The organism is Microbacterium sp. NPDC090281 (assembly GCF_044769635.1).
GTDB lineage: Bacteria > Actinomycetota > Actinomycetes > Actinomycetales > Microbacteriaceae > Microbacterium.
In genome coordinates this window covers 704,259-727,723 of sequence record NZ_JBIVYH010000001.1, presented here as the reverse complement: position 1 = coordinate 727,723, position 23,465 = coordinate 704,259, and the positions used below count along the sequence as shown (strand labels likewise).

At 67.8% G+C, this 23,465-nt stretch carries 20 protein-coding genes; 8 read left to right on the top strand and 12 right to left on the bottom strand.

Annotated features, from left to right (window positions below):
- The first annotated feature begins 4 nt into the window (after positions 1–4).
- On the top strand, positions 5–1,036 hold the full coding sequence (locus tag ACIQTX_RS03470; RefSeq protein WP_028500908.1) for a LacI family DNA-binding transcriptional regulator: 1,032 nt from the start codon (positions 5–7) through the stop codon (positions 1,034–1,036).
- 53 nt (positions 1,037–1,089) lie between these two features.
- Here the strand turns inward: ACIQTX_RS03470 and ACIQTX_RS03465 are convergent, their stop codons facing one another.
- The gene (locus ACIQTX_RS03465; protein WP_402968909.1) at positions 1,090–2,400 is read right to left on the bottom strand and encodes a glycosyl hydrolase; all 1,311 of its coding nucleotides are present in this window, start codon (positions 2,398–2,400) and stop codon (positions 1,090–1,092) included.
- A 214-nt stretch (positions 2,401–2,614) separates the two neighbouring features.
- Between ACIQTX_RS03465 and ACIQTX_RS03460 the strand changes: the two genes are divergently transcribed.
- From ACIQTX_RS03460 to ACIQTX_RS03445, 4 genes are read left to right on the top strand one after another with little or no spacing between them, the layout of a single operon-like run.
- Positions 2,615–3,916 (top strand): ABC transporter substrate-binding protein, encoded by a 1,302-nt coding sequence (locus ACIQTX_RS03460; RefSeq protein WP_402968906.1) that lies wholly within the window; start codon positions 2,615–2,617, stop codon positions 3,914–3,916.
- A gap of 3 nt (positions 3,917–3,919) precedes the next feature.
- Positions 3,920–4,846, top strand: a complete 927-nt coding sequence (locus tag ACIQTX_RS03455; RefSeq protein ID WP_105528368.1) for a carbohydrate ABC transporter permease — start codon at positions 3,920–3,922, stop codon at positions 4,844–4,846.
- Entirely contained in the window at positions 4,843–5,781 is a 939-nt protein-coding gene (locus ACIQTX_RS03450; RefSeq protein ID WP_105528369.1) for a carbohydrate ABC transporter permease, read from the top strand. Before ACIQTX_RS03455 ends, ACIQTX_RS03450 begins: the two co-directional genes overlap by 4 nt.
- Positions 5,778–9,056 (top strand): glycoside hydrolase domain-containing protein, encoded by a 3,279-nt coding sequence (locus ACIQTX_RS03445; protein ID WP_402968901.1) that lies wholly within the window; start codon positions 5,778–5,780, stop codon positions 9,054–9,056. The genes ACIQTX_RS03450 and ACIQTX_RS03445 overlap by 4 nt, the downstream gene beginning before the upstream one ends.
- Before the next feature lie 34 nt (positions 9,057–9,090).
- Here the strand turns inward: ACIQTX_RS03445 and ACIQTX_RS03440 are convergent, their stop codons facing one another.
- Complete coding sequence (locus ACIQTX_RS03440) at positions 9,091–10,017, bottom strand: endo-beta-N-acetylglucosaminidase H (protein ID WP_402968898.1); 927 nt, start codon at positions 10,015–10,017, stop codon at positions 9,091–9,093.
- A 224-nt stretch (positions 10,018–10,241) separates the two neighbouring features.
- Here ACIQTX_RS03440 and ACIQTX_RS03435 point away from each other — a divergent pair, with 224 nt between their 5' ends.
- On the top strand, positions 10,242–10,520 hold the full coding sequence (locus tag ACIQTX_RS03435; protein WP_402968895.1) for a hypothetical protein: 279 nt from the start codon (positions 10,242–10,244) through the stop codon (positions 10,518–10,520).
- Positions 10,521–10,534: 14 nt separating this feature from the next.
- Here ACIQTX_RS03435 and ACIQTX_RS03430 read toward each other — a convergent pair whose 3' ends face one another.
- Positions 10,535–12,169, bottom strand: coding sequence for a fucose isomerase (locus tag ACIQTX_RS03430; protein ID WP_402968892.1), 1,635 nt, complete (start codon positions 12,167–12,169; stop codon positions 10,535–10,537).
- Positions 12,166–13,746 (bottom strand): FGGY-family carbohydrate kinase, encoded by a 1,581-nt coding sequence (locus ACIQTX_RS03425; RefSeq protein WP_402968889.1) that lies wholly within the window; start codon positions 13,744–13,746, stop codon positions 12,166–12,168. The genes ACIQTX_RS03430 and ACIQTX_RS03425 overlap by 4 nt, the downstream gene beginning before the upstream one ends.
- A 194-nt stretch (positions 13,747–13,940) precedes the next feature.
- Between ACIQTX_RS03425 and ACIQTX_RS03420 the strand changes: the two genes are divergently transcribed.
- A complete protein-coding gene (locus tag ACIQTX_RS03420; protein WP_402968886.1) occupies positions 13,941–14,231 on the top strand; it encodes a hypothetical protein in 291 nt (96 codons plus the stop codon).
- 17 nt (positions 14,232–14,248) lie between these two features.
- On the opposite strand, the gene ACIQTX_RS03415 is transcribed toward ACIQTX_RS03420, so the two are convergent.
- A complete protein-coding gene (locus ACIQTX_RS03415) occupies positions 14,249–15,235 on the bottom strand; it encodes a LacI family DNA-binding transcriptional regulator (RefSeq protein ID WP_402968883.1) in 987 nt (328 codons plus the stop codon).
- 188 nt (positions 15,236–15,423) lie between these two features.
- Between ACIQTX_RS03415 and ACIQTX_RS03410 the strand changes: the two genes are divergently transcribed.
- Positions 15,424–16,221 carry a DeoR/GlpR family DNA-binding transcription regulator gene (locus tag ACIQTX_RS03410; protein ID WP_105525934.1) on the top strand — a complete coding sequence of 266 codons (798 nt, stop codon included), beginning with the start codon at positions 15,424–15,426 and terminating at the stop codon, positions 16,219–16,221.
- Positions 16,222–16,295: 74 nt separating this feature from the next.
- Here the strand turns inward: ACIQTX_RS03410 and ACIQTX_RS03405 are convergent, their stop codons facing one another.
- The 7 genes from ACIQTX_RS03405 to ACIQTX_RS03375 all read right to left on the bottom strand — a co-directional run bounded on the left by ACIQTX_RS03405 (position 16,296) and on the right by ACIQTX_RS03375 (position 23,363).
- Entirely contained in the window at positions 16,296–17,255 is a 960-nt protein-coding gene (locus tag ACIQTX_RS03405) for a ketose-bisphosphate aldolase (RefSeq protein WP_402968880.1), read from the bottom strand.
- Between the two features lie 9 nt (positions 17,256–17,264).
- Positions 17,265–17,921 (bottom strand): class II aldolase/adducin family protein, encoded by a 657-nt coding sequence (locus ACIQTX_RS03400; protein ID WP_105525936.1) that lies wholly within the window; start codon positions 17,919–17,921, stop codon positions 17,265–17,267.
- Positions 17,922–17,976: 55 nt separating this feature from the next.
- Positions 17,977–19,449, bottom strand: coding sequence for an L-fuculokinase (locus tag ACIQTX_RS03395; protein ID WP_402968876.1), 1,473 nt, complete (start codon positions 19,447–19,449; stop codon positions 17,977–17,979).
- The gene (locus ACIQTX_RS03390) at positions 19,446–20,333 is read right to left on the bottom strand and encodes a carbohydrate ABC transporter permease (protein WP_402968873.1); all 888 of its coding nucleotides are present in this window, start codon (positions 20,331–20,333) and stop codon (positions 19,446–19,448) included. The genes ACIQTX_RS03395 and ACIQTX_RS03390 overlap by 4 nt, the downstream gene beginning before the upstream one ends.
- On the bottom strand, positions 20,330–21,220 hold the full coding sequence (locus ACIQTX_RS03385) for a carbohydrate ABC transporter permease (protein ID WP_105525939.1): 891 nt from the start codon (positions 21,218–21,220) through the stop codon (positions 20,330–20,332). Before ACIQTX_RS03385 ends, ACIQTX_RS03390 begins: the two co-directional genes overlap by 4 nt.
- 107 nt (positions 21,221–21,327) lie before the next feature.
- Positions 21,328–22,644 carry an ABC transporter substrate-binding protein gene (locus ACIQTX_RS03380; protein WP_402968870.1) on the bottom strand — a complete coding sequence of 439 codons (1,317 nt, stop codon included), beginning with the start codon at positions 22,642–22,644 and terminating at the stop codon, positions 21,328–21,330.
- 278 nt (positions 22,645–22,922) lie between these two features.
- On the bottom strand, positions 22,923–23,363 hold the full coding sequence (locus ACIQTX_RS03375) for a DoxX family protein (protein WP_105525941.1): 441 nt from the start codon (positions 23,361–23,363) through the stop codon (positions 22,923–22,925).
- Between the last annotated feature and the right edge of the window lie 102 nt (positions 23,364–23,465).

The following is a 23,465-nucleotide window of genomic DNA, read 5'->3' as shown; positions in this document are numbered from 1 at the left end:
GACTATGAGCCCGGCGAAACGTGTCACGATCGCCGATATCGCACGCATGGCGGGGGTCTCCCCCGGCGCGGTCTCCTTCGCGTTGAACGGCCGCCCCGGCGTGAGCGACGAGACGAGACAGCGCATCCTCGCGATCGTCGACGAGAACGGCTGGCAGCCGAGTTCGGCAGCGCGTGCGCTGGTGGGCGCGCGCGCCAACACGGTCGGTTTCGCACTCGCCCGACCCGCCCGGTCCCTCGGCTCCGAGGCCTTCTTCACCGACCTCATCGCCGGGATCGAATCCCGCCTGTCGGAGAGCAAGGTGAGCCTGCAGCTGCGTCTGGTCGCCGACATCGCGGAGGAGATGGAGGTGCACCGGCAATGGCGCTCCTCCAACCAGGTCGACGGCTTCATCTTCATCGACCCCCGCGACGACGACCCCCGCGTCGGGCGCATCGAAGCTCTCGACGCACGGGCGGTCATGATCGGCTCCGAACCATCCCCGGAAGGATCGGTGCCCAGCGTCTGGATCGGCGACGACACGGTCGCCGACACCCTGTTCTCCTACCTCACAGCCCTCGGCCACGCCCGCATCGCTTACGTCGCCGGCCCCGCCGAACTCGAGCACACGCGGCTGCGCGCCGAGGTGCTCGAGCGGATGACCGCCGACGGGCTCGAGGGCGAGGTCATCACGACCGACTTCTCGCCGGCGCGCGCCTCCGCCGTCACCCGGGCGCTGCTGTCGGGCAGGCAACATCCGACGGCGATCGTCTACGACAACGATGTGATGGCGGTCGCAGGGCTCCGCGTCGCCCAGGAGATGGGACGCGCCGTGCCTCGCGACGTCTCGCTCGCGTCGTTCGACGACTCCGTCATCGCAGGTCTCATCAACCCGTCGATCACGGCGATGACGCGCGACACCTTCGAGCTCGGCGAACGGGCCGCCACTCTCCTCCTGCAGCAGATCGAGGCGGGAGCGAACCTGCCGAGCGTCGAGGGGCCGACCCCCGTGCTCACCGCTCGCGAGAGCACTGCACCGCCCGCGCGCACGGTCTGATCGGTTCTCGCCACCCGGCTGCGTGTGCGTCGGCGCGATCGGCGAGTCGCCCGTCAGCCCTGGACGACGGTGTTGACCGAGCCGTAGGGGTCGACGACATCGGCCGACACGTCAGGACGGATGAGACGACGGATGCCGCGCGCGTCGAGCGCGACAGGGTCGAGCGCGTCGCGCGACGTGACGAGGGTGGGATCGAGGCCGGCGGCGCAGGCGTCGACCCAGGCCTGGAACACCGCACCGCCCGGGCTCAGCGCGGCCCGGCTCACCGGCACCTCGCGCTCGTCGACATCCACCACGATCGCCGTGTCCCTCGCCGGAGGCGCCGTGCGCTGTCGCAGTTCGGGGATGAGCTCGGCCAGACGCCGACCTATGGGCTTGGCCGCGCCGTCCTGACCGATCAACCCGAGGGTGTACTCCAGTTCGGGGAAGTCGCCGAGGTCGCGGCTCACATCGTGCGAGCACCACCAGGTGATGCCCCAGAGGTTCTCGGTGCGCACAGCCGAGCGCACGGTCGCCTCGAGGAAGCCCGGCATCTCGTCGTCGGTGAGGCAGTTCGACGGGGCGCCGACCTCCTGCAGCCACACCACGCGGTCGGGGTCGGTCGCGAAGGCGCGGGAGAGCTCGATCAGGTACTCGGCGTGACGATCGGAGGCCACGGAGCGGCCGCCGTAGCGCTGGGCGGTGCCGTTGAAGATCCAGGAGTGGATCGTGGTCATGGCGCCGAGTCGCGATGCGTGGGCCGGCGTGAAGCCGTGGCCGTCCATGTACCAGACCGCGTCGTACTCACTGTGGACGTGCGGGAGCCCGGGGGCCGCCGCCTCCGCCGCCGCCAGCAGGGCCGAGATCCAGCCGCCGGCCTCGTCCTGCGTGACCGGCCACGGCGAGGGATGCGTGTGCGCGGAAAACTGGTTCGTCTCGTTGCCGAGCGTGAGGCCGAGGAAGTTCGGCGCCTCCCCCAGAACCCGCCCGAGCCGGTCGACGAGTGCGACCTGCCCCTCGAGCGCCCGGGGGTCGGTGAACATGTTCTTGTCGTGCCAGGTGTAGAGCCACGAGGGAACGAAGTCGAAGCTCGACAGGTGCCCCTGGACCACGTCGATGCTGGCGTCCATGCCGAACTCGCCGGCGATGTCGACGACGGCGCGGACGTCTTCGATCGCCTTCTCGCGGATGAGCGTGCGGTTCGGCTGCAGCACGGTCCACAGCGGGAACACTCTGACGTGGTCGAGGCCGAGTTCCGCGAGAGCCGCGAAGTCGCGGCGCACGTCGTCGGGGGTGAAGTCGAGCCAGGAGTGCATCCAGTTCTTCGACGGCGTGTAGTTCGCCCCGAACCTCAGAGGAGCATCGAGGGCGCCGCGCTGCGTCATGTGTCAGACCTTTCGGACGTGCCCTCCGGCGAGGGCGGATCTGCACCACTATAACGCTTGAGCAACAGACGACGCACTCCTGCGTGCATGAAGGCAGTATGCCAGCGGCCGGGCGTCTTGACAGGGACGGAATCGAATGGTTTCATCTGCTAAAGCGTTGTAGTCCTCTGATCCGGACATCACGCGGATTCGCCCGCCTCGAGGAAGAAGCACGATGAAAGTTCCCACACGCATTGTCGCTCTGGCAGCATTCAGCATCGGCGTTCTGGCGCTGACGAGTTGCACGGGAGGCGGGGGATCCTCCGGCGCTTCCGGCCCCATCGACACGTCGGGCGAACTCAGCGGCACGATCCAGTTCCAGACGTGGTCGCTCAAGAACGAGAAGTTCACCCCGTACTTCGAAGACCTCATCGACGCGTTCGAGAAGGAGCACCCCGACGTCAAGGTCGAGTGGCTCGACCAGCCCGGAGACGGCTACCAGGAGAAGATCCTGAGCCAGGCGAACGCCGACACCCTCCCGGACGTGCTGAACCTGCCGCCCGACATCGCCTACCCGCTGGTCGCCGCAGGCAAGCTGGTCGACCTGGACACGGCCGACCCCGAGCTGAAGTCCGCCTACAACACGGGCGCTTGGGAGGCCTACAGCGAGTACCCGGGCCTGGAGGGCACCTACGGCCTGCCGTGGTACCTCTCCAGCGACGCATCGTGGTGGAACCTCGCCCAGCTCGCCCCCTTCGGCGTCACCGAGGCGAACCTCCCGACCACGGTCGACGAGCTGCTCACCCTCGCCGAGGACGTGGCCACGGAGTCCGGCGGCAAGGTGCAGCTCCTCTCCTCGATCCCGGCCCTCGACACGTTCACGGCCGCCGGCATGGAGGTCATCAACGACAAGGGCGAATTCGACTTCAACACCGACGAAGCCGCCGCGATCATCGACAAGTACGCCGACGCGTACGCGGCGGGTGCGATGCCCGCCGAGGCCCTGACCGGCGACTACGGCGGAAACGCGGAAGCGTACATCCAGGAGAAGGTCGCCTTCACGACCGGTGGCACCGGCTTCACGACCGACCTGCAGAAGGATGCCCCCGCACTCCTGGAGAACACGGTCGCGACGTCGCGGCTCGGTATCGCGCCTCTCTACGTGCAGGGACTCAACGTCTCGGCCGACTCCGACAACAAGGAGGCCGCGCTGGCGTTCGCGGAGTTCGCGACGAACCAGGAGAACCAGGTGGCCTTCTCGTCCCTCGCCGTCGGCACCGCGCCCGGCACGATCGACGGCGGCGACGAGGTCGTCGACAGCATCGCCTCCACGGTCACCGACCAGAAGCAGCTCTCCGCGATCGACACGGTCTTCGGCGCGATGAAGGACGCCAAGGCGCTGCCCTTCCAGTGGACCTCCGACATGGCCACCTACATGACCCAGCAGATCGCTCTCGCGGTCAACGGCGAAGCGGATTCGAAGGCCCAGCTCGACAAGATCGTCGAGTACGCCAACGCCAACCGCGTGGACAAGTAAGCCATGCGCGCGAACACCGGCATCCGGGCCGGCCGGAAGACGATGAGATCCCACAGGTGGTTCACCCCCTGGCTGCTCCTCGGGCCCGCCGTCGCCTGGGTGCTGGTGTTCGCGCTCTGGCCGTTCCTGAACACGGTCTTCCTCAGCTTCACCGACGCCAAGCCGCTGCGGACGCCTGAGTTCGTGGGTGGGGCGAACTACGAGCGCATGTTCGGCGACGAGATGTTCTGGAACGCCCTGACGACCTGCCTCATCTACGTGGTCGTGTGCGTGCCGTTGCTCACGATCCTCCCGCTGCTGCTGGCACTGCTCGTTCAGAAGAAGCTGCCGGGCATCTCGTTCTTCCGCACCACGTTCTACTTCCCCGTGATCGCCTCGGTGGTCGTTGTCGCCCTCATCTGGACGTGGCTGTTCGACAGCCGAGGCATCATCAATCAGACGCTCGAGTTCCTCGGGCTGATCGACAAGCCGATGGCGTTCCTCGTCGACCGCTGGCTGCTGCTCGGCTGTGCCATCCTGCTCACGGTCTGGAAGGGGCTCGGCTACTACATGGTCGTGTATCTCGCGGCGCTCGGGAACGTCGGCAAGGAGCTGCACGAGGCCGCGATGCTCGACGGCGCCGGCTCGTTCCGCCGCTTCCTCTCCGTGACGATCCCCTCGGTGCGCGGCGCGATGCTCCTCATCTCGGTGCTCATAGCCGTGTCCGCCATGAGGGTGTTCGCCGAGCTCGACGTGCTCTCCAAGAGCACGGGCGGACCGGGCGGATACGACATGTCGCTCGTGATGCTGATCCGCCAGGTGGGGTCCGGCCTCAACGGGAACATCGGATACGCGTCCGCCATCAGCGTGGCGCTGTTCCTGCTCACCCTCATCCCGCTCGTCGCGATCGCCGTCATGAATCGCGAGAAGAAGGCGAAGGTCACCGCATGAGCGTTCTCACGCCACCCCGCACCGAGGACGAAGGTCGCGCCGCCGATGCCGCCCCCGCGCGCCCGGCGCGCGAACGCATCTTCCGCCACCGCGGTTCCGGTGATTTCAGCAAGCCGACCCTGGGCGGGCTGATCGGTCGATACGCCCTCCTCCTCTTCGTCCTCGTCATCGTCATCGGCCCGTTCATCTGGCAGCTGTCGACGTCGTTCAAGGGAGCCCAGGAGAACATCTACTCCTTCCCGCCCGAGCTCATCCCGAGGGAGCCGACGCTGCAGAACTACAGCAGGGTCGCCGACGTCGTGCCGGTGTACCTCTACGCCTGGCACTCGTTGCTCGTATCCGTCGGCACGGTCATCAGCAACGTCGTGCTGGCCACCTTCGCCGGCTACGCACTGGGCTGCATGAGGTTCCGCGGCAAGTGGATCGTGATGGCGATCCTCCTCTCGACGCTGCTCTTCCCCGGGGAGGTCACGGTGACGAGCAACTTCCTCACGATCCGCGCTCTGGGGCTGGCCGACACTCTCTGGGGCGTCTTCCTCCCCGGCGCGATCAGTGCGATGAACGTGCTGCTGATCGCCACCGCGTGCCGCATGATCCCGAAGGACGTACTGGATGCCGCGACCGTCGACGGTGCGACGACCTGGCAGCGCATCCGCCACATCGTCTGGCCGAACATCCGCGGCATGGTCTCGGTGGTCGCGATCTTCGCGTTCATCGGCGCCTGGGACGACTACCTGTGGCCGCTCATCGTGTTGTCCGACCCGTCGAAGTACACGCTCACGGTGGGAATGGCCTACCTCAACAGCAGCTTCTCCGTCGACCCTCGTCTGATCGCGGCGGGCACCATGATCGCCCTCGTGCCGATCGTCATCATGTTCTCCTTCACGCAGCGGTTCTTCTTCAAGGGCGTGCAGGAGGGCGCGATCAAGGGGTGAGCGCCGTACATCTCACGCCGGCGGACGGGCCGGCCGATCCTCCGTCGTCCCGTCCCCGAGCGGGCGTGCTGCCCGGCGCGGTGTACGCCTTCGCGTTCGACCCCTCCGCCGGCGAGCAGCGGATCGACGTGCCGGGGCTCGCCGATCTCGAGATCTCCCCCGACACCGTGCTGCACTGGGCGTTCTATGCCGACGGACCGGCCGCGACCCTGGCACCGCATGCGGCCCTCGCCGTGACGGTCGACGTGCGCTTCGCGGATGGCTCGCGGTTGAGCGATGTCTCCGCCGTGCGCGACCGCTGCGACTTCCCGGTCACGGCGCAGGCGCAGTTCGACGCCCGCTGGAGCATGCCCGAGCAGTGGAACGCCGACACCGTCTCGCTCGCGCCCTTCGCGCACCGCAGCGGCACGGTCGAGATCGTGCTCGGCACCGCATCGCTCCTCGGCACCGCATCGCTCTCCGCCGCTGCGGACCTTCCTCCGCGGTGCACCGGCTTCGTGCAGCTCGTGGTCGAGGAGCGGTGCACCGCCCTCGACCTCCCGCCCGTCGAACGTGTCGACACCCGCCGCGGCTCGCACTCAGGGCCACGGTTCTCTCGCGGCAACACCATCCCGGCCGTCGCCGTGCCGCACGGATTCACGTTCGTGACACCCGCGACCGATGCGGAAGACTCGCGCTGGCCCTACCGCCCCTTCGTGCACGACGATCCGCAGGGGCGACGGCTCGAAGCCCTCCAGTTCTCCCACCAGCCCAGCCCCTGGATCGGCGATCGCTCGGTGCTGCAGCTGATGCCGTTCCTGAGCACACCCACTTCGCGGCGCGCAGGTCGCCGGCGCTGGATCACTCCCGGCTCCGAACGGGCGCGTCCGCACGAGTATGCAGCCGAGCTCGGCGACGGCCTGGAGGTCGAGATGACGGCGACTGCGCATGGTGCCGCGTTCCGCGTGCGCAGCGCGGATCCCGACGCTTCGGTCGGCTTCGTCATCGACCAGCTCACCGATGAGGGGAGTCTCGTCTGGACCGAGGCCGGAGGCTTCGAGGGATGGATCCCGGAGGGCCCCGAGGATTGGGGCAACGCTCCTCGCTGCTTCTTCGCGGGCACCATTCTGCCTGCCGGGGACGACGTGCCGGGAGTCGAACAGACTCTCGCGCACGGCTCGCTCGATGACGACGGACGCGGCGAGGTCGCGGGCTACGTCGCCGGACGCGGATCGCTCGAGGTGCGGATCGGCATCTCCTTCCTGTCGGTGGAGCAGGCAAGGCACGCCCTGGAGACCGAGGCACCCCCGTCGATCTCCTACGAAGAGCTGCGCGACGACGCCGCCGCATCCTGGAATCGGCTGCTGGGACGGGTGTCGATCCCCGCCCTGCCCGCGGCGGAGGTCCCCTATCGCGCACTCGCCGATGAGGAGCATCGATCCCGGATCACGGCCGCGCTGCACCGCATGCACCTCTACCCCAACAGCGCCGCCGAGAACGTCGGGACGGCAGCGGCGCCCCTCTGGCGATTCGCCGACGTGTTCGCCGCGCGACGTCCCCCCGGTGAGGGCACACCAGCTGCCGATGGCGAACTCGTCGTGAACAACGGCTACTGGGACACGTATCGCACCGAGTGGCCGGCGCTCGCGCTGCTCGACCCCGCCCTCGCCGGGCGGCTCCTCGACGGGCAGCTCGAGCAGTATCGCCGCGGGGGCTGGATGGCGAGGTGGAGCGCCCCGGGGTACGTCGACAGCATGGTCGGCACCTCGAGCGACCAGATCTTCGCCGATGCTGCGCGTTGGGGCGTGGGATTCGACCACGTCACCGCGTTCGAGAGCGGATGGCGGAACGCCTGCGAGCCAGGGCCCGATGCGCGCCGCGGCCGCAAGGGCCTCGCGAGGGGCCGATTCACCGGGTACATCTCCTCAGACGTGCCGGAGGGCATGAGCTGGAGCATCGAGAACGCGGTGAGCGATGCCGCACTCGGTCGCTTCGCCGCGCAGCTCGCGGCCGAATCCGCATCGACGCCCGCAGCCGAATCCGATCCCGCACGCTATCGATCCTTCGCCAGGTACTTCGCGAATCGAGCACGGTCGTATCGCACGCTGTTCGACGACGACACGGGGTTCTTCCGGGGCCGGGACGATCTCGGCACCTTCGCAACCGGATTCGATCCGCGGTCGTGGGGCGGAGACAACGTCGAGACGAACGCCTGGGGCATGTCGGTCGGCGCGGTGCACGACGGTACGGGGCTCGCCGACCTCTTCGGGGGCCCCGTCGGCCTCGGACGACACCTCGACGCCCTGTTCGCGGAGCCGGAGACCGCCGACGAGCGGTTCGGCGGCGCGTACGGCACCGTCATCCATGAGCAGCGCGAGGCGAGGGCGCTCCGTTCCGGGATGTGCGCGATCTCGAACCAGCCCGCGCACCACATCCCCTTCATGTACGCGTTCACCGATCGCCCGTGGCAGACGGCGGGGATCGTGCACGACCTCGCCGGGCGGCTGTTCGCCGGAGCCCACATCGGCCAGGGATTCCCCGGCGACGAGGACAACGGCGAGATGAGCGCGTGGTGGCTGTGGGCCGCGCTCGGACTGTACCCGCTGGAGCTCGCCTCGGGTCGACTGCGGATCGGTTCGCCGCTCTTCGACGACATCCGCGTGGATCGCGGCGACGGCTCGACGCTGCGCATCCGATCCCGGCGAACAGTGCCATCGGCTCATGTGCTGCAGGAGGCACGACTCGACGGGGCGCTTCTGCCCTCGGCTGACCTGCCGATCGATGCGCTGGTCGGCGACGCCGTGCTCGATCTGGTGTTCGGTGTCGATCCGGCTTCCTCGCTCGAGACGGGTGCGCCCCTCACGAGCGAGGCCCACGACACCTCAGCGCGCGGTGCGATCGAGCCCTGGCACGCAGACCTGACCTCGACCGGGGGTGACCTCATCTTCTCCGCTGCGGTCGCCCACCCCGACCGGGTTTTCGACGACGGAGCGGCGGGGCATGCCGGCACCGTCCTGCACCAGGGGGAATGGGTCGGGTGGCGGTTCCCCGAAGCTCGCGGCATCAGCGATCTGAGCGTGACCATGACGGGTTCGTCGCTCTCGACAGCCCTGCGCTGGGAGGTTCTGGGAACGGACGCGAACTGGACTCCGGTGACGACGACGCATCAGGAAGAGCTGCTTCCCGACCGCACGACGCCGTTCACCCTGACCACGCGGATCGTGACCTCGGCGATCCGCGTGCGTGCGGAGGCCGAGGTCACGATCCGTCAGGTCGAAGTGTTCGACCTGGACTGATCAACCCACTGGGCTGATCAGGGGTTTCGCCCGGTCACGGTGCTGCCTGGTACTCCGTCGCCTCCCCCTTGAGCTCCTGAGTGATTCCGGAGAGGAGCTGCGACTGATCCGTGCCGGTGAGGTTGTACGCCACGTACACGCCGTAGCCGTCAGCCACTGTGCGCTGGGCGAAGTCCGTGGCCGTCGACGCGCTCACGTTCGCGAGGTCGACCGCCGCTGCTCCGAGTCGGCTCTTGTCGCCGAAGCCCGGAATCGTCGGCGCGTTGTACGTCGGGTAGTACGGGTTCCAGGCGTAGTCGATCACCCCGGCGACGTCGAACTGGCTGAAGTCGGTCACGGTGTACGTCTCGCCGATCGCGTACAGGCTGATGATCTTGTCAGGGCCGAGGCGGTCGCGGAGCGCCGTGGCCAACCACCCGAACGACTCCGCATTGGGCTGCGGAGTGCCGTTGGCGCCGTACTGCACGTACTCGTCATCGAAGTCGATGCCGTCGAGCCCGTAGGTCGTCACCGCGTCGGCGAGCTGCGCGGCGAACGCATCGGCGTCTTCGTACGAGGAGAAGTTCGCGAACCCCGCCCCCTGGTGGTTGCCGAGCACCGAGAGAAGCACCTTGGTGCCGCGTTCCTGCACGGGGCGGATCTGGTTCTCTGCGTCGTCGAGCGTCGCGGTGACGCGGTCGTTGAAATGCAGATAGGCCTTCTCGCCGTCGTAGTTGATGTTGGCGGCGAAGATGATCGCCATGTCGACGGCCGGTTTCCCCGAATCAGCCAGAGTGTAGTCGGCGACGTTGGCTAAATCGTTCGAGTTCACCTCGACGTATGCCACCACCTGCGGGTCGACTGCCGAACTCTCGGCGACGGCAGGCGAGGCCGCGGCGGCACCGACCACTGCGACCGCCAAGCCCGCGAGTGCCGCGAGACCCTTTCGGAACCGGTGAATCCTGATGTGCGACTGAGTCATGGCTGATCGTCTCCTTCATCATCGATATCGAGATCAGGCCGCTTCGATGCGACCTGCGGCCGACTATATCGCTTAAGTGGACGGAGGTGAAGAAGTCGATGAAGCAGGTGATTCTCCTCCTGCACCGAGGCCTCGGATGGCGCCCTACCCACAACTACTGGGCTGTTGGCTCAGGGCCACCGGAATACCGTGACAACCTGGCCGCTCCGACTCACACTGGAGGCATGCGATTGAACGACCCGCAGGTATGGACGCTGATCGGCGTGTTCGCCGCAGTGATGCTCGGCGGCATGACGCTCATGACGACGCAGCTGAGCCGCATCATCCGCGTCGAGGTCGATCGCGTCGAGGGCTCGCTATCCGCTCGCATCGATCGCGTCGAAGGCATCCTCTCGGCTCGCATCGACGGCATCGACGGCCGACTCGGGCGCATCGAATCGAAGGTCGACGACCTCGACACGGAGCTGACGAATCTCGCGACGCGTTTCTGGCGATCGCAGTAGCTCTCACGAGCCGATCAGACCGTCACCTCTCCCACCAGGTTGACCTTGATGCCCATTCCGGCGAACATCGCGGCCTTCGCGATCAGGGCCTTGTCGGCCGTCTCGGCATCCGGGGCGTAGACCAGCTGTGCATGGTTGGCCTTGTGGCGGGCCATGAACTGATCGCGCGAGACTCCGTGCAGCACCACATGGGCGATCGGCCACTCCGGGTTGGTGGCGTCCTTGCGGCGCTGGGTCTCCTCCGCCGGCAGCTCGACGACCGAGGCACGGAAGATGTCGGCCTGCAGGATGCCCTCCGCGATGAAGACGCGCGAGAGCACGATCTCTCCGGGCTTCGAGACGCCGTTGATCGTCGCGCCGCCCGCGGGGAAGAACACGTGGCCCTGCCGCCATCCCTCGGCGTGCTGCCACCCGCCCAGATGCGAGGCCGGCACGGAGCCCGAGATCTCATAGACCCAGACGAACTCTCCGTCGAAGTCTTGGCCCCAGCGCACGTCGTGCAGGGTGTTGTCGGGCACGAGGCCCATCGCACGCCACACCCGATCGGTCACGAGCGCGTCGACGGCGACACCCTCATCCGCCTCGTTGAAGTGCGGGAACGCCCGGCCCTCGTGCAGGACGCGAGAGCCGTCGCGCGAGGTGACCGGCGGGCGCTCGGTGGAGTTCAGGATCCCCTCGGCCAGGTCGGATGCCGGCACCAGGTCCTTCAGCCCCTGCTGGTACTGGATTCCGACGGCGTCGAGCCCGAAGTCGTCGGCGATGCGGAGCGCGGCGATGTACATCTTCAACTGCCACTGCACCTGCTCACGCGTGAGCTCGGTGACGGCATCCTCGCCGTACCGGAAGGTCATGCCCGCGTCGATCAGCCAGTCGTAGGCGGCATCCGCTTCGCCCTCGGTGACTTCGAGCATCTCGGCGTACAGGGCCGACTGCGACAGGCGCTCCTTGTAGATGCCCGTCTGGTTGAGCAGCTCGTCGTCGAAGATCGCGTTGTACATGCCCATGCAGCCCTCGTCGAAGACGCCGATGATGGCCTTCTCTGCGAGCAGTTCTGCGGCGAGCGCCTCGCCCAGCTGCTTCTCGGGGCTGTCCGGCAGCGCAGGCAGCGCCCGCACGTGCGAGGCGTCGTGGGTGATGGCGCCGGTCTCGGTCCACTCCTTGATGCCGTCGGTGAACCACTCGTCGGTGAAGTCGACCGACCAGGTGGTGGCGTAGGGCTTGTCCATCTTGGTCAGCCCCGCGTTCAGGCCGAGGAGCCCGACGAGCCCGGGCCAGTCCCCCGCGAAGTTCGCGACGGTGAGGATCGGCCCCTCGTGCGAACGGAGGCCGGCGAGCACGTGGTGGGAGTACTGCCAGTTGGCGATCGCGACGACCAGCGGCGCATCGACGGGGATGCTCTTGAACACCTCGAGGCCCATGCGCTGACTGGAGATGAAGCCGTGCCCGGTCTCGGGGTCGACGCCGAACGGACGGATGACCTCCCACCCGAGCGCGTTCAGCACTCCCGTGACGCCGTGCTCCAGCTCGACCTGCGTCGGCCAGCCTGCGACGTTCGCCGACTCGCGCAGGTCGCCGGACGTGATGATGTACGCCGTCTTCGGGGCGGTCGTCGGGCGGGATGCCGTCGTCGGCAGGGTGTAGGTGGTCATGATGCCTCCGAGGCGGTGGGGGTCGGGTTCGTGGGGGTCGGGTTCGTGGGGGTCGGGTTCGTGGGGGTCGAGTTCATGGTGTTCATCGGGGTACCGCGCTGCGCGGCGGCGAGCTCGTGGACGACGGATCTCGTCCCCTCGTACAGCCGCACGTAGCGGTCGAAGAGTGCGTCGTAGAGCGGTCGAACCCCCTCGTCGGGCTGGATGCGCTCCGAGATGGGATTCCAATCGGTGATCGTGGGCACCTCGTCAGGGGCGGCGATCGCGGTCGCCGCGAGGAAGGCCGCGCCGTAGCTCGCGCCGATCGTGGTCGCCGGCACCTCCTGCACGAGGCCGGTGACGTCGGAGACGATCTGCAACCACAGCCGCCCCTGGGTCCCGCCGCCGACCGCGACGATGCGGCTGATGTCGGCACCCGCTGCACGCATGGTCTCGACGTTGTGTCGCACGCCGAGCGCGGTCGCCTCGAGCGCCGCCCGGTAGAGGTCACCGCGGGTGTGCTCGAGGGTGAGTCCTGCGATCACACCGCGGGCGTCCGGGTCCTGGATCGGTGTGCGCTCGCCCGCGAAGTAGGGCAGCACGAGGAGGCCGTGGGCTCCGGCACCCGACGCTGCGGCATCGGCGAGCAGTTCGGGGTAGTCGGCACCGGTGAGTCCCTTGAGCCACGCGGTTAGCGCACCGGAGGTCGAGAGGCCGCCCGCGAGGTTGCGGGTGCCCGCGAAGGCGCCGGCCGTGGTCCACATCGACGGCGTCCGCAGCGCCTCAGCGCCGTTCGTGAAGACCATGAACATCGTGGTCCCGTACATCAGCATCAGGTCGCCGACCTCGTGGGCGCCGACGCTGACGGCTTCGGTCCACGCGTCGATCGTGCCGGTGACCACGGGGGTACCGGCGGGGATGCCGGTGAGCGCCGACGCCTCGGTCGTGATCTCGCCGGCGATCTCGCCCGCCCATCGCAGTGGAGGTTGCTCGATCGCCCCGGCATACTGCGCCCACCACGGTTCGTGCCAGCGCTCGCCCTCGATGTCGTAGAGCGGGGAGACCTGGCTGGCGGACTGGTGGTCGAGCACGTACGCGCCGGTGAGCTTGCGCACGAGCCACGACGCCGGCATGTACAGCCGTCGTGCCCGCTCTCGCGCCTCGGGTTCCTCGTCGGCGATCCAGACGATCTTCGGCCCGCCGGCCTGCGAGGTCAGGGTCGATCCTCCGACGCGCGTGATCTCGTCGACACCGAGTTCGCGGGTGAGGCGCTCGATCTGCGCGGTCGAGCGGGTGTCGACGCCGTACAGGATCGCGGGGCGTACCGGTTCGTCGCGTTCGTCCGCGAGAAGAATGCAGGGCCCCATGCCGCTGACGCCGACGCCGACGATCTCGGCGTCGGGGACTCCGGCGAGCAGCTCGCGCGCGATCGCCACGAACTCGTCCCACCAGATCGCAGCGTCCATCTCGACCCAGCCCGTGTGGGGACGATCGACGTCGTGCGCCCTGGTCGCCGACGCCAGGATGCCGCCGTCGGCATCGACCAGCACGCCCTTGCTGCTGGACGTGCCGATGTCCACCCCGAGGGTGCAGCGCATGGAGTCCTCCTCGTGCCGGGACGACGGAGTCCGCGGCCTGAACGACACTGTACGCGAAATCGATTTCATGGCGCAAGACGCGAGTCTTCCTGCACCACTTTCACCCGAGAGGATCTGCCCACGAAGCGCGCCTCACCGGGCGAACAGCACCGGAATACCGTGACATTCTGGGCACCCCGAATCAGACTGGAGGCATGCGCTTGGACGACCCGCAGGTATGGACGCTGATCGGTGTCTTCACGACCATGATGCTCGGCGGCATGACCCTCATGACGATGCAGTTCAGCCGAGTGATCCGCGCCGAGATCGGTGGACTGCGGGGCGAGCTGCACGGCGAGATCGGTGGCCTGCGCGGCGATCTGAGCGGGCGGCTGGAGAGTCTCGAGGGCCGACTCACCGGCCGGATCGATGCCCTCGAGCACAAGGTAGACAGCCTCGACAAAGAGGTGGCGAATCTCGCGACGCGGTTCTGGCGCTCACAGTAGACCGCCCGCCCGCCTGATCAGCCCCGCGTCGCGCTCGCGGGCTGGACTTCGTTGCGCAGCACGACCGTGCGCGCCGGCTGCGTGTCGCCCTTGATCCGCTCGAGCAGCATCCGCGCCGCGGTCACACCCATGTGTCGCGCCGGCAACCGCACGACGGTCACGGCGGTCGGCGAGAGCGTCGTGAACGGCAGCGAGCCGATCACGGCGACACCGACATCCGGCGGGGTGAGGCCGTGCTCCGTCAGCACCTGGATGGCGCCGACCCCGATCAGGTTGTTGCCGGCCACCACGGCGTCAGGTGGTTCGGCGAGAGCGAGCAGCTCTTCCATCGCGGCCCGCCCGCCGTCGACGCGGAATGTCGCGAAACGCTCGAGCCCGTCGAGTGCGAGGTCGGGGTGGGCCGCAGCGAGCGCGGAACGCCAACCCGCTGCGCGTTCGGCGGCGGTGTCGATGTGCTCGGGGCCGCCGATGTAGGCGATGCGACGATGGCCGGCATCGAGCAGACTCCGCGTCGCCGAGGTGCCTGCCGCACGGTTGGCCATCACGACGCCGTCGATGTCGTAGGTCGTGCTGCGGTCGACGGCCACGACAGGACGGCCGGTGGCGAGGAGGCCGTCGAGGTCGGAGTGCTCGCCGGCGGTCGCGATGATCACACCCGACATGTTCTCGGCGATCGCGATACGGAGGTAGGTCGCCTCCTTCTCCACCTGCGCATCGGAGTTGCAGAGCACGACGGAGTATCCGGCTTCGGAGGCGACGTCTTCGACCCCACGCGCCATCTCGGTGAAGTACGGGTTCTCGATGTCGGGGATCACGAGTGCGATGACTTCGGAACTCTGTCGACGCAGTGAGCGGGCGGCGCGGTTCGGGGTGAAGTCCAGCGTCGCCGCGGCCGCCCGGACTGCCGCCACCTTCTCGTCCGACACGCTCGTGCCGTTGAAGACGCGCGAGACCGTCGCGGGCGAGACCCCCGCGAGCTCGGCGACATCGTAGATCGTTGCCATGCGCTCCCCCACTCCCGCCGACCCCTGCTCACCGGCGACCACTGCTCCCCGACAACCGCCGCCGGGGTGGTGCAACAGTATCGCGCAGGGAGCGAGGATCCGGCCCTCGGTGAAATCGATGCCAGCCTCCGGGCTGCGGCGAGGGAGCGCCCTCCGGCTGCTCCACGGCCCCCGAGTACGCTGAGGGGATGCCAGAGTGGTCGCAGACGGTCCCCGCAACGGTGCGGCGCGAGCAGATCGTGTCGATCATCGAACGCCAGGGCTTCGCCCGTGTGCAGGAGTTGAGCCGCACGCTCAGCGTGTCCGAGGTGACTGTGCGCAGCGATCTCGACCTCCTCGCCGAGGAGAACGTGATCCAGCGGGTGCACGGCGGGGCGATCTCGGGCATCAAGTCCACCGCCCACTCCCCCGACTATGAGCGTGCGCTCACCCGCGCCGTGACCGAGAAGCGACGCATCGGGAATGCCGCGGCAGCGCTGGTCGAGAGCGAGATGGCGATCCTGCTCGACGCCGGGACGACGACTCTCGCGATCGCGCGCGCCCTGCGAGCCCGCGAAGACCTGCGCGGCGTCGTGGTGTTCACGAACTCCCTCACGATCGCGCTCGAACTCGGGGTCGCAGAGCCGCACCACATCACGGTCGTCGTCACCGGCGGCACCGTGAACTACAAGCAGCGCTCGCTCATCGACCCGATGGGCGACATGTTCATCGGTTCCGTGCACAGTGACATCTGCTTCATCGGCTGCAACGGGGTGTCGGAGCGCGGGTTCACGAACTCCAGCCTCCCCGAGGTGACCATGAAACGGCGCTACCTCGACTCGGCGGCACGGGCCATCGTGGTCGCCGACAGCTCGAAGATCGGCAAGAGCCAGGTGATCCAGGTGGCTCCGCTCGCACGCGTCGACATGCTGATCACCGGCATCGAAGCGCCCCCGGCCGAGCTGGAGGCGCTTCGAGAGGCCGGGCTGACGATCGAGCTCGCCTGACCGGCAGCGCTGGATCGGCGGCGTTGGATCGGCGGGGCGTGACCTGCGGGGCGTGATCTACGAGGCCGGAAACCTCAGGCGCGACCCGAGGACCCGAACTCGCGCATGCGCTGCGTGACCATCGCACGGAATCCGCCCATCGCAGGGCGCAGCTGCTCGCTGGGCTCGACCACCGCGGGGTTGTCCTGCAGGAACGTGCGCAACGCGGCGCTCCAGGCGAGGTGGGAGTCGGTCCCCTGATTGATCTTGCGGATGCCGGCGGCGATGCCCTCCGACTTCTGCGCGGGCGAGATCCCGTAGGAGGGACGCACGTCCCCGCCGTGCGCGTTGATCGCCGCGACCGCCTCGGCCGGCACCGATGAGGAGCCGTGCAGCACGAGGAAGGTGTCCGGCAGCCGCCCCTTGATCTCGGAGATGAGACCGAGCCGCAGCCGCTGCCCGCCGGCAGCATCTGTGAACTTCACCGAACCGTGGCTCGTGCCCACCGCCACCGCGAGCGCATCCACTCCGGTCTGCTCCACGAAATCGACGGCCTGATCGGGGTCGGCGAACACGATCTCCTCGAGCACCCCGGCGATCCCGGCCTCCGCCCCGCCGATCGTGCCGAGCTCGCCCTCGACGCTCACCCCTGTTGGCGCGGCGGCCTCGACGACCCGACGTGTGAGAGCCACGTTGTCGGCGAAGGATGCCGGCTCATCCGTACCGCTCGCCCTGCTCGCGTCGATCATCACGCTGGTGAAGCCGTGCTCGATCGCCCGCACGCAGTCGTCATAGGTGCGCCCGTGATCCAGATGCAGCACAGCGGGGACGCCCTCGTACTCGGCGACCAGGCCGCGCAGACGGTGCCACCAGCGCGATTCGTCGTCGTAGGCCGACATCCCGGCTATCGCCTGCACGATCACGGGCGAACGCTCTGCCTCGGCGGCATCGAGCACGGCGATCGCCTGGTCGATGCTCGACACGTTGAAGGCGCCGACGGCGTAACCACCCTCTTCGGCGGCGGCGAGCGCGGTGCGCAGCGTCTGCAGTGTCATCCCCGATCCTCAGAGCGACTCGGTGATGCCGAGAGTGTCGTAGTCGAGCACGATCGGGGTGTCGGTGAGCGCGCCGGCATAAGCCTGCACCTTGGCCGCGGATTCCACCGCCACACTCGTCTTGAACGCGTCGCGCAGGTTGGGTCCGACCGTGAGCAGGCCGTGGTTCGCCCACACGACCGCGTTGAGGTCTCCCATCGCATCGCACATGTGCTCGCCGAACTCGGTGTTGTTGCTGAGCTCGAACGGCATGATCGGCACGTCGCCCTTGGTGTAGATCACCATGTTCACCAGCGTCCCCAGGATCGGGGAGCCCACCACACCCCAGACGTTCGAGAACACCGGCTCGGAGTGCACGATCGCGTTCACGTCGGGACGACGCCGGTACACGGCCATGTGCACGGTGACCTCGCTCGACGGCCCGAGACGTCCGTCGATCACCTCACTGTCGCCGTTGACGAGCACGATGTCATCGGCGCTCATCTTGTCGTACTCGAGGTCGGTGGGCGTGATGAGGAAGCGGTCCTCGACGCCGGGAACGCGGATGCTGATGTTGCCCTGCGTGTTGAAGTTGAGCCCGTACTGCATCGAGCGCAGGCAGTAGTCGAGGATCTCCTCGCGCGCGGCATCGATGTCGAAGTCGAGCTGGAGCGTCGTCTCGGTCATTTCGTTTTCTCCTTCTGATGTAGCTGGTTCTGGGGCGACGGGTTCTGATGTGGGGTCAGGTGCGGGGCAGGGTCAGGTGTGGGGCGATGCCGCGCGTCACGTCGTAGAGCGACACGTAGGCCGCGCGCTGGGCGGCGTACCATTCGGCCGACGACGCACCGGGATCGGCCGCGGCCGCGGGGTCGGGAGTGACGAGGAGATCCCGGGCATCGCCGCCGAGACCGCGGAGCGCGAGCATCGCCGCCCCGCGGGCGGAAGCATCACGCGCGACAGGCGTCATCCGCACTCCGGCGGCCGCCGCACGGGCGGCGAGCGCCGCGGCGTTCTCAGCCCCTGCCCCGGTGACCTGGATGTCGTCGACGCGCACGCCGTGGGCTTCCAGTGCCGCGATGATCTTGTGGAACTCGAATCCCGCAGCCTCGACCACGGCTCGCGCCAGCTCCGGCGCGGTGGTGTCGAGCGTGAGGCCGTGGATCGTGCCGCGCGCGGACGAGTCGTTGTCGAGGGTGCCGGAGCCGGCGAGGTAGGGCAGCACGATGAGGGCGGGCGGATCTTCGGCGAGCGTGCCGAACACGTCGCCGACGTCGCGGCCGAGGAGCGCGGCCAGCCATTCGAGCGCCCATCCGCCGGCGGCGGTTCCTGCGAGCGTGATCCACGTCTCGTCGTCGAGTCGGTAACTGGCGAAACCGGTCGCTTCGAGTCCACGCGGGCGTTCGCGCGTGGCGACCGTGAGGCAGTCGCTCGAGCCGAGTGCGATCACGGAGCGCACCCCCGATTCGCCGCCGGCGCCGAGGAAGGCGGCCGCCTGGTCGTGTGTCCCGGCGATCAAGGGCGTACCGGGCGCGAGGCCGAGCACGGCCGCCGCATGTTCGTGGATGCCGCCGATCACCGAGCCGGAAGCCACCGGGACCGGAAGCCTTTCGATACGCAGCCATGGTGCGGAGGCTGCTGCCGCTTCGAGGATCTCTTCGCTCCACTCGCCGCGATCGACATCGAGGATGCCCGTGCGCGCGGCCTGACCGAGATCGATCGCCGCGACGCCGCTCCACCGTTCGACGACCAGGTCTCCGATGCAGCGGTATCCCGCGGCGGCCGCCCAGGCCTCATCGCCGGCCATGATCTTGAACACCGAGAACATCCCGTGCAGCGGCTGCCCGGTGATCGCCGTGAAGCGGCCGTCTCCGAGTCGCGCTCCCAGTACGGCGGCGTGTTCGATGCCCCGCGTGTCCATGCTCACCGCCACCGGGGCGAGCGGAGCCCCGGACTCGTCGACGGGCACGACGGCCTCGCCGAGCACACTGAAGCCGATCGCCTGCACCGCGTCGCCGAGCCGCGCGGCCTCGGTGGCTGCTGCGCGCACCACGCTCTCGGCGGCGGCGATGATCTCCTCGGCGTCGAGTTCTGCGCGGCCGCGTCCGTCCCGCCGCAGGGTGAGGGGTGCCGACGCTCCGCCGACCATCCGTCCGTCCGCGGCGAAGGCGACAGCCCGCACGCCGCTGGTCCCGAGGTCGAGGCCGATGACGCTCATTTGATCGCCCCCGACAGGCCGTTCACCAGGTACTTCTGGATGAAGATGAACAGCAGCACGACCGGGATGGAGATCAGTACCAGGATCGCGAACAGCGCACCCGGCTGCGACAGGTACATCCCGCGATAGGCGAGAGGTACGAGCGTGAGCGGCTTGAGTGCATTGTCGCCGAGCGTGACAAGCGGGAGCAGGAAGTCGTTCCAGCTCATCATCGTCTGCCACACCGCGACGACGGCGAGAGCGGGCTTTCCCAACGGCAGGTAGATGCGCCAGAAGATCTGCCAGCTGTTCGCCCCGTCCAGACGCGCCGCCTCATAGGTCTCGAGGGGGATCGCCAGGTACGAGGTGCGGATGATGATGACCGCGAACGGCAGCCCGAGGGCGCTGTACACGAGCACGAGCCCGAGGAGGTTGTTGTACAGCTGCATCGACTGCAGGATGCGGAACGTCGCGACCACGATGCTCGACATCGGCAGGATCAGCGCGAGGATCAGCACCCCGAAGATCAGGGCCTTGAGCGGCACGCGCAGTCGGGCGAGGGCGAAGGCGGTCATCGATCCGAGCAGACAGACCAGCAGCACCGATGGCACCGTGATGAGGAGGCTGTTGAGCAGATGCAGCAGGATCGGGTTCTGGTCCCAGATCGTGAGGTAGTTCTTGACGCTGAACTCCGCGGGGAACAACCCGAAGAACTGCGTGCTGGGGTTGTTCGGCGGCATCATCGAGAGCCCGACGACCATGATGATCGGCACGAGCCAGAGCACGGCGAGCGGCACGAGCACGAAGTGCAGCCAGCCGACGCGACGACCCGGAGCGCCATGGCGATGGCGGCCGGACGTGTCCTTCGGGACGATCAGGGTACGGGTCTCGCTCGTCGCGGTCATTTCTCGTCTCCTGTGATGAATCCGGCGCCGAACACCCGCACCATCGAGAGCGAGCTCACGACGGCGACCACGAGCAGGACGACGCTGATGGCCGAGGCGTACCCGACGTTCTGCAGCTGGAACGCCTCCAGGAACGCGAAGGTGGGCAGCATCTCCGACGCGTGGTTGGGACCGCCCTGGGTGAGCACGTAGACGAGCTCGAAGGTCTTGAGCGAGCCGATGATGCCCAGGAGCACGAGGGACAGGGTCGTCGTCTTCAGCAGCGGGAACGTGATGCGCACCATGGTCTGGAAACCGCTGGCGCCGTCGATGCGCGCCGCCTCCACGAGGCTGGGGTCGATCAGCTGGAGCCCTGCGAGGTAGAAGAGCATCGAGAACCCGGTCCACATCCACACGTTCACGAAGATCACCGCGAAGATCGCCGTCTGCGGATCGGCCAGGTAGTTGCCGCCGAGGAAGCTGAGCCCGGTGGCCTTGCCGATGGCGGTGAGCACGCCGTTGAACGGGTCGAGGATCCGCTGCCAGACGATCCCGACCACGACCGGGGAGAGGATCGCGGGGATGAAGAAGATCGCCCGGTAGATCGTGCTGCCGCGCAGCCCCTGGTTCAGGGCGACGGCGAGGAGGAAGCCGATCACACCCTGCGGGACGATCGTCAGCACGATCCAGAAGGCCGAGTTGCGCAAGGTGATGAGGAACGTCGGGTCCTGGAACAGCTCCAGATAGTTGCCGACCCCGACCGCTGTGCCGACGTTGACGCCATCCCAGTCGAGCGTGCTCGCCTGCACGTTGTAGACGATCGGGTAGACGACGAACACGGCGAAGAGGATGAGGGTCGGCGCCAGGAATGCCAGGCCGACCAGCCGCTCTCTCGTCAGGATCTTCATGCGCGCTCCTCTCGGGGGCAGGGTCCGGGGAAGAGGTCCCGGACCCTGCACGAATTCAGCTGCCACAGGTTCCGCTGCTACAGGTTCCGCTGCTACAGGTTCCGTAGCTACAGAGTGTCCTGGACAGCCTGTACGGATTCCGCTGCTTCCTGCGGAGTGGCATCACCGGTCGCGATGGCGGCGAGCGCATCGGCCACGGCCTGGTCGAGCTTGGGCGACTCGAAGTAGCGCGAGTACTTCACCTGCGGGAGCCACTCGTCCACGAACAGGTTCCAGATCTGCTCCTGCTTCTCGCTCGTGAACTTCTCCGGAGCGAGGCCGGTGACGGCGGGCACGTCGTTCATCGTGTTGACCAGCTTCTGCGCCGCGGAGCCGGCGATGAAGTCGGTGAGCACCTTGCAGGCGAGATCGGGGTTGGCCGTGTTCTTCGAGATGCCGAGGGCCACGTCGATGCCGCCGACGAACTGCGACTGCGCAGCTCCTCCGGGAATGGTCGGGAACAGGAACGGCTCGTAGCCGGACATGCCCTCCGAGAGCGGCGGGATGTCGGACTTGGTCGGGTCGGACTGCTGGATCCACCAGGCGCCGAGCGGGATCATGGCGGCGTTACCCGCCTCGAACTGGTTCACCGCCGACGGGTAGGCGTCGAGGCCGATCGCACCGTCCTGGGCGATGCCGTCGGAGAACAGCTTGCTCCAGTACTCGAAGGCCTTCACGATCGCCGGGTCGGTCCACTGCACGGTGCCGGCTTCGGCCTCGTAGACGGTCCCGGGCGAGACGTTGTTGGCGATCTGCAGGAACACGACGTTGCGCAGCCAGGAGTCCTTGGCCGGCAGCAGGAACGGGGCGGCATCACCTCCGCTGAGGTCCTTCGTGGTCTGCACGAGCTCGTCCCAGGTCTTCGGCACGCTCAGGCCCGCGTCATCGAAGATCTCGGAGTTGGCCCACAGGTTGACGGTCTGGGTGAGGATCGGGAGCGAGTAGAAGTTGTCGTCGCCCTCGGGGTTGCCCATCCGCGCCTGCTCGATGCCGATCGGATAGAACTTGCTCTGCCAGTCGTCGCCCCAGGTCTCGGCGGCGCAATCCTGCAGCGGCATCAGGTTCTCGCGGTACTGCTGCGTGAGCGCTCCGGGCTGCAGGCCGAGCACGTCGGGCATCGTGTTCGAGCTGGCGCGGCTCTGCAGGTCGACGAGGTACTCCGGGTAGTTGAAGATCGTCGCATCGATCTTCGATCCCTCGTTCTCGGCCTGGAACGCGTCGATCATCTGACGGGTCGTCTGCTCGATCGGGCTCCACGAGCGGAACGTGATGGTGTCGCTGGAGGCGTTCCCCGACGCGTCCGGCGCTGCGCCCCCGGCGCAGGCGGTGACTCCGAGTGCGGTGATGACCGTGGCCACTCCCGCCAGGCTCCTCTTGAGCTTCATCTGCAATCCCCTTACTTCGCTGTAAAAGTCCTCGGCAAGATGCCGGATGCGCTCAGTTTAGGTTTATTTGCGTATTAGCCACCAGGAATACAGGGAACCTCGGGGAAAGTCTTTCCTTTTTTGTGTTTTCACATATCTTGGTCGTCGAAAACGAAAGCGATGGTGTGCGTAGAGGCCGCAACGACGCGGACTGCGGGTTTCCCTTCCGCAACACCCCGCACAGACGACGGATGCCGCGACCCATCGGGCCGCGGCATCCGTCGTGCTGCTGAGGTTCTTCAGCTCAGCCAGGCCGGTGCGCGTCCTCGCAGGAACGCCCCGTCGAGGGAGAACCGTCCCGCACCTGTGAGGGCGAGGGCGAGGGCTGCCGCACCGAGGACGGCGACGAACTCGTAGCCGCCCTCCCCCACCCAGAGACCGGCGGGAAGGTGCACGGCGATGAGCGCGACGATCATGTCGATCGCGAGCAGGATGCCGACCGGACGCGTGAAGAGGCCGAGCATCAACAGGATGCCGCCGATGAGTTCGATGAAGGCGACCACGGGGCCGGCGATCTCCGGGAGCGGAACCCCCATGCCCGCGAAGCTGCCGATCGTACCGGGGAGCGTGAACTCGAAGATCTTCTGCGCACCGTGTGCGGCGAAGATCGCACCGACGACCACGCGCAGGACCAGGAGTCCCAGCGAGGGTGCGGCGGAAGGGGCTTTGGTGTTCGTCATGAGGAGTTCTTCCTTCGTGGCAGGACACCCGCGCGCCAGGCGCGGAGCAGGGTCGTTCCCTGCTTCCACGCTAGAAAGACGACATTTCCATCTCCTGTGACC

Coding starts and splice junctions, on each gene's coding strand:
- ACIQTX_RS03400 (WP_105525936.1), bottom strand. CDS start 17,921: ATGACCGAGACGACGCTCCAGCTCGACTTCGACATCGATGCCGCGCGC.
- ACIQTX_RS03405 (WP_402968880.1), bottom strand. CDS start 17,255: ATGACACTGCAGACGCTGCGCACCGCGCTCGCCGCCGCCGAAGAGGGT.
- ACIQTX_RS03450 (WP_105528369.1), top strand. CDS start 4,843: ATGAGCGTTCTCACGCCACCCCGCACCGAGGACGAAGGTCGCGCCGCC.
- ACIQTX_RS03375 (WP_105525941.1), bottom strand. CDS start 23,363: ATGACGAACACCAAAGCCCCTTCCGCCGCACCCTCGCTGGGACTCCTG.
- ACIQTX_RS03415 (WP_402968883.1), bottom strand. CDS start 15,235: ATGGCAACGATCTACGATGTCGCCGAGCTCGCGGGGGTCTCGCCCGCG.
- ACIQTX_RS03410 (WP_105525934.1), top strand. CDS start 15,424: ATGCCAGAGTGGTCGCAGACGGTCCCCGCAACGGTGCGGCGCGAGCAG.
- ACIQTX_RS03435 (WP_402968895.1), top strand. CDS start 10,242: ATGCGATTGAACGACCCGCAGGTATGGACGCTGATCGGCGTGTTCGCC.
- ACIQTX_RS03460 (WP_402968906.1), top strand. CDS start 2,615: ATGAAAGTTCCCACACGCATTGTCGCTCTGGCAGCATTCAGCATCGGC.
- ACIQTX_RS03440 (WP_402968898.1), bottom strand. CDS start 10,017: ATGACTCAGTCGCACATCAGGATTCACCGGTTCCGAAAGGGTCTCGCG.
- ACIQTX_RS03390 (WP_402968873.1), bottom strand. CDS start 20,333: ATGACCGCGACGAGCGAGACCCGTACCCTGATCGTCCCGAAGGACACG.
- ACIQTX_RS03470 (WP_028500908.1), top strand. CDS start 5: ATGAGCCCGGCGAAACGTGTCACGATCGCCGATATCGCACGCATGGCG.
- ACIQTX_RS03465 (WP_402968909.1), bottom strand. CDS start 2,400: ATGACGCAGCGCGGCGCCCTCGATGCTCCTCTGAGGTTCGGGGCGAAC.
- ACIQTX_RS03420 (WP_402968886.1), top strand. CDS start 13,941: ATGCGCTTGGACGACCCGCAGGTATGGACGCTGATCGGTGTCTTCACG.
- ACIQTX_RS03395 (WP_402968876.1), bottom strand. CDS start 19,449: ATGAGCGTCATCGGCCTCGACCTCGGGACCAGCGGCGTGCGGGCTGTC.
- ACIQTX_RS03430 (WP_402968892.1), bottom strand. CDS start 12,169: ATGACCACCTACACCCTGCCGACGACGGCATCCCGCCCGACGACCGCC.
- ACIQTX_RS03425 (WP_402968889.1), bottom strand. CDS start 13,746: ATGCGCTGCACCCTCGGGGTGGACATCGGCACGTCCAGCAGCAAGGGC.
- ACIQTX_RS03455 (WP_105528368.1), top strand. CDS start 3,920: ATGCGCGCGAACACCGGCATCCGGGCCGGCCGGAAGACGATGAGATCC.
- ACIQTX_RS03385 (WP_105525939.1), bottom strand. CDS start 21,220: ATGAAGATCCTGACGAGAGAGCGGCTGGTCGGCCTGGCATTCCTGGCG.
- ACIQTX_RS03380 (WP_402968870.1), bottom strand. CDS start 22,644: ATGAAGCTCAAGAGGAGCCTGGCGGGAGTGGCCACGGTCATCACCGCA.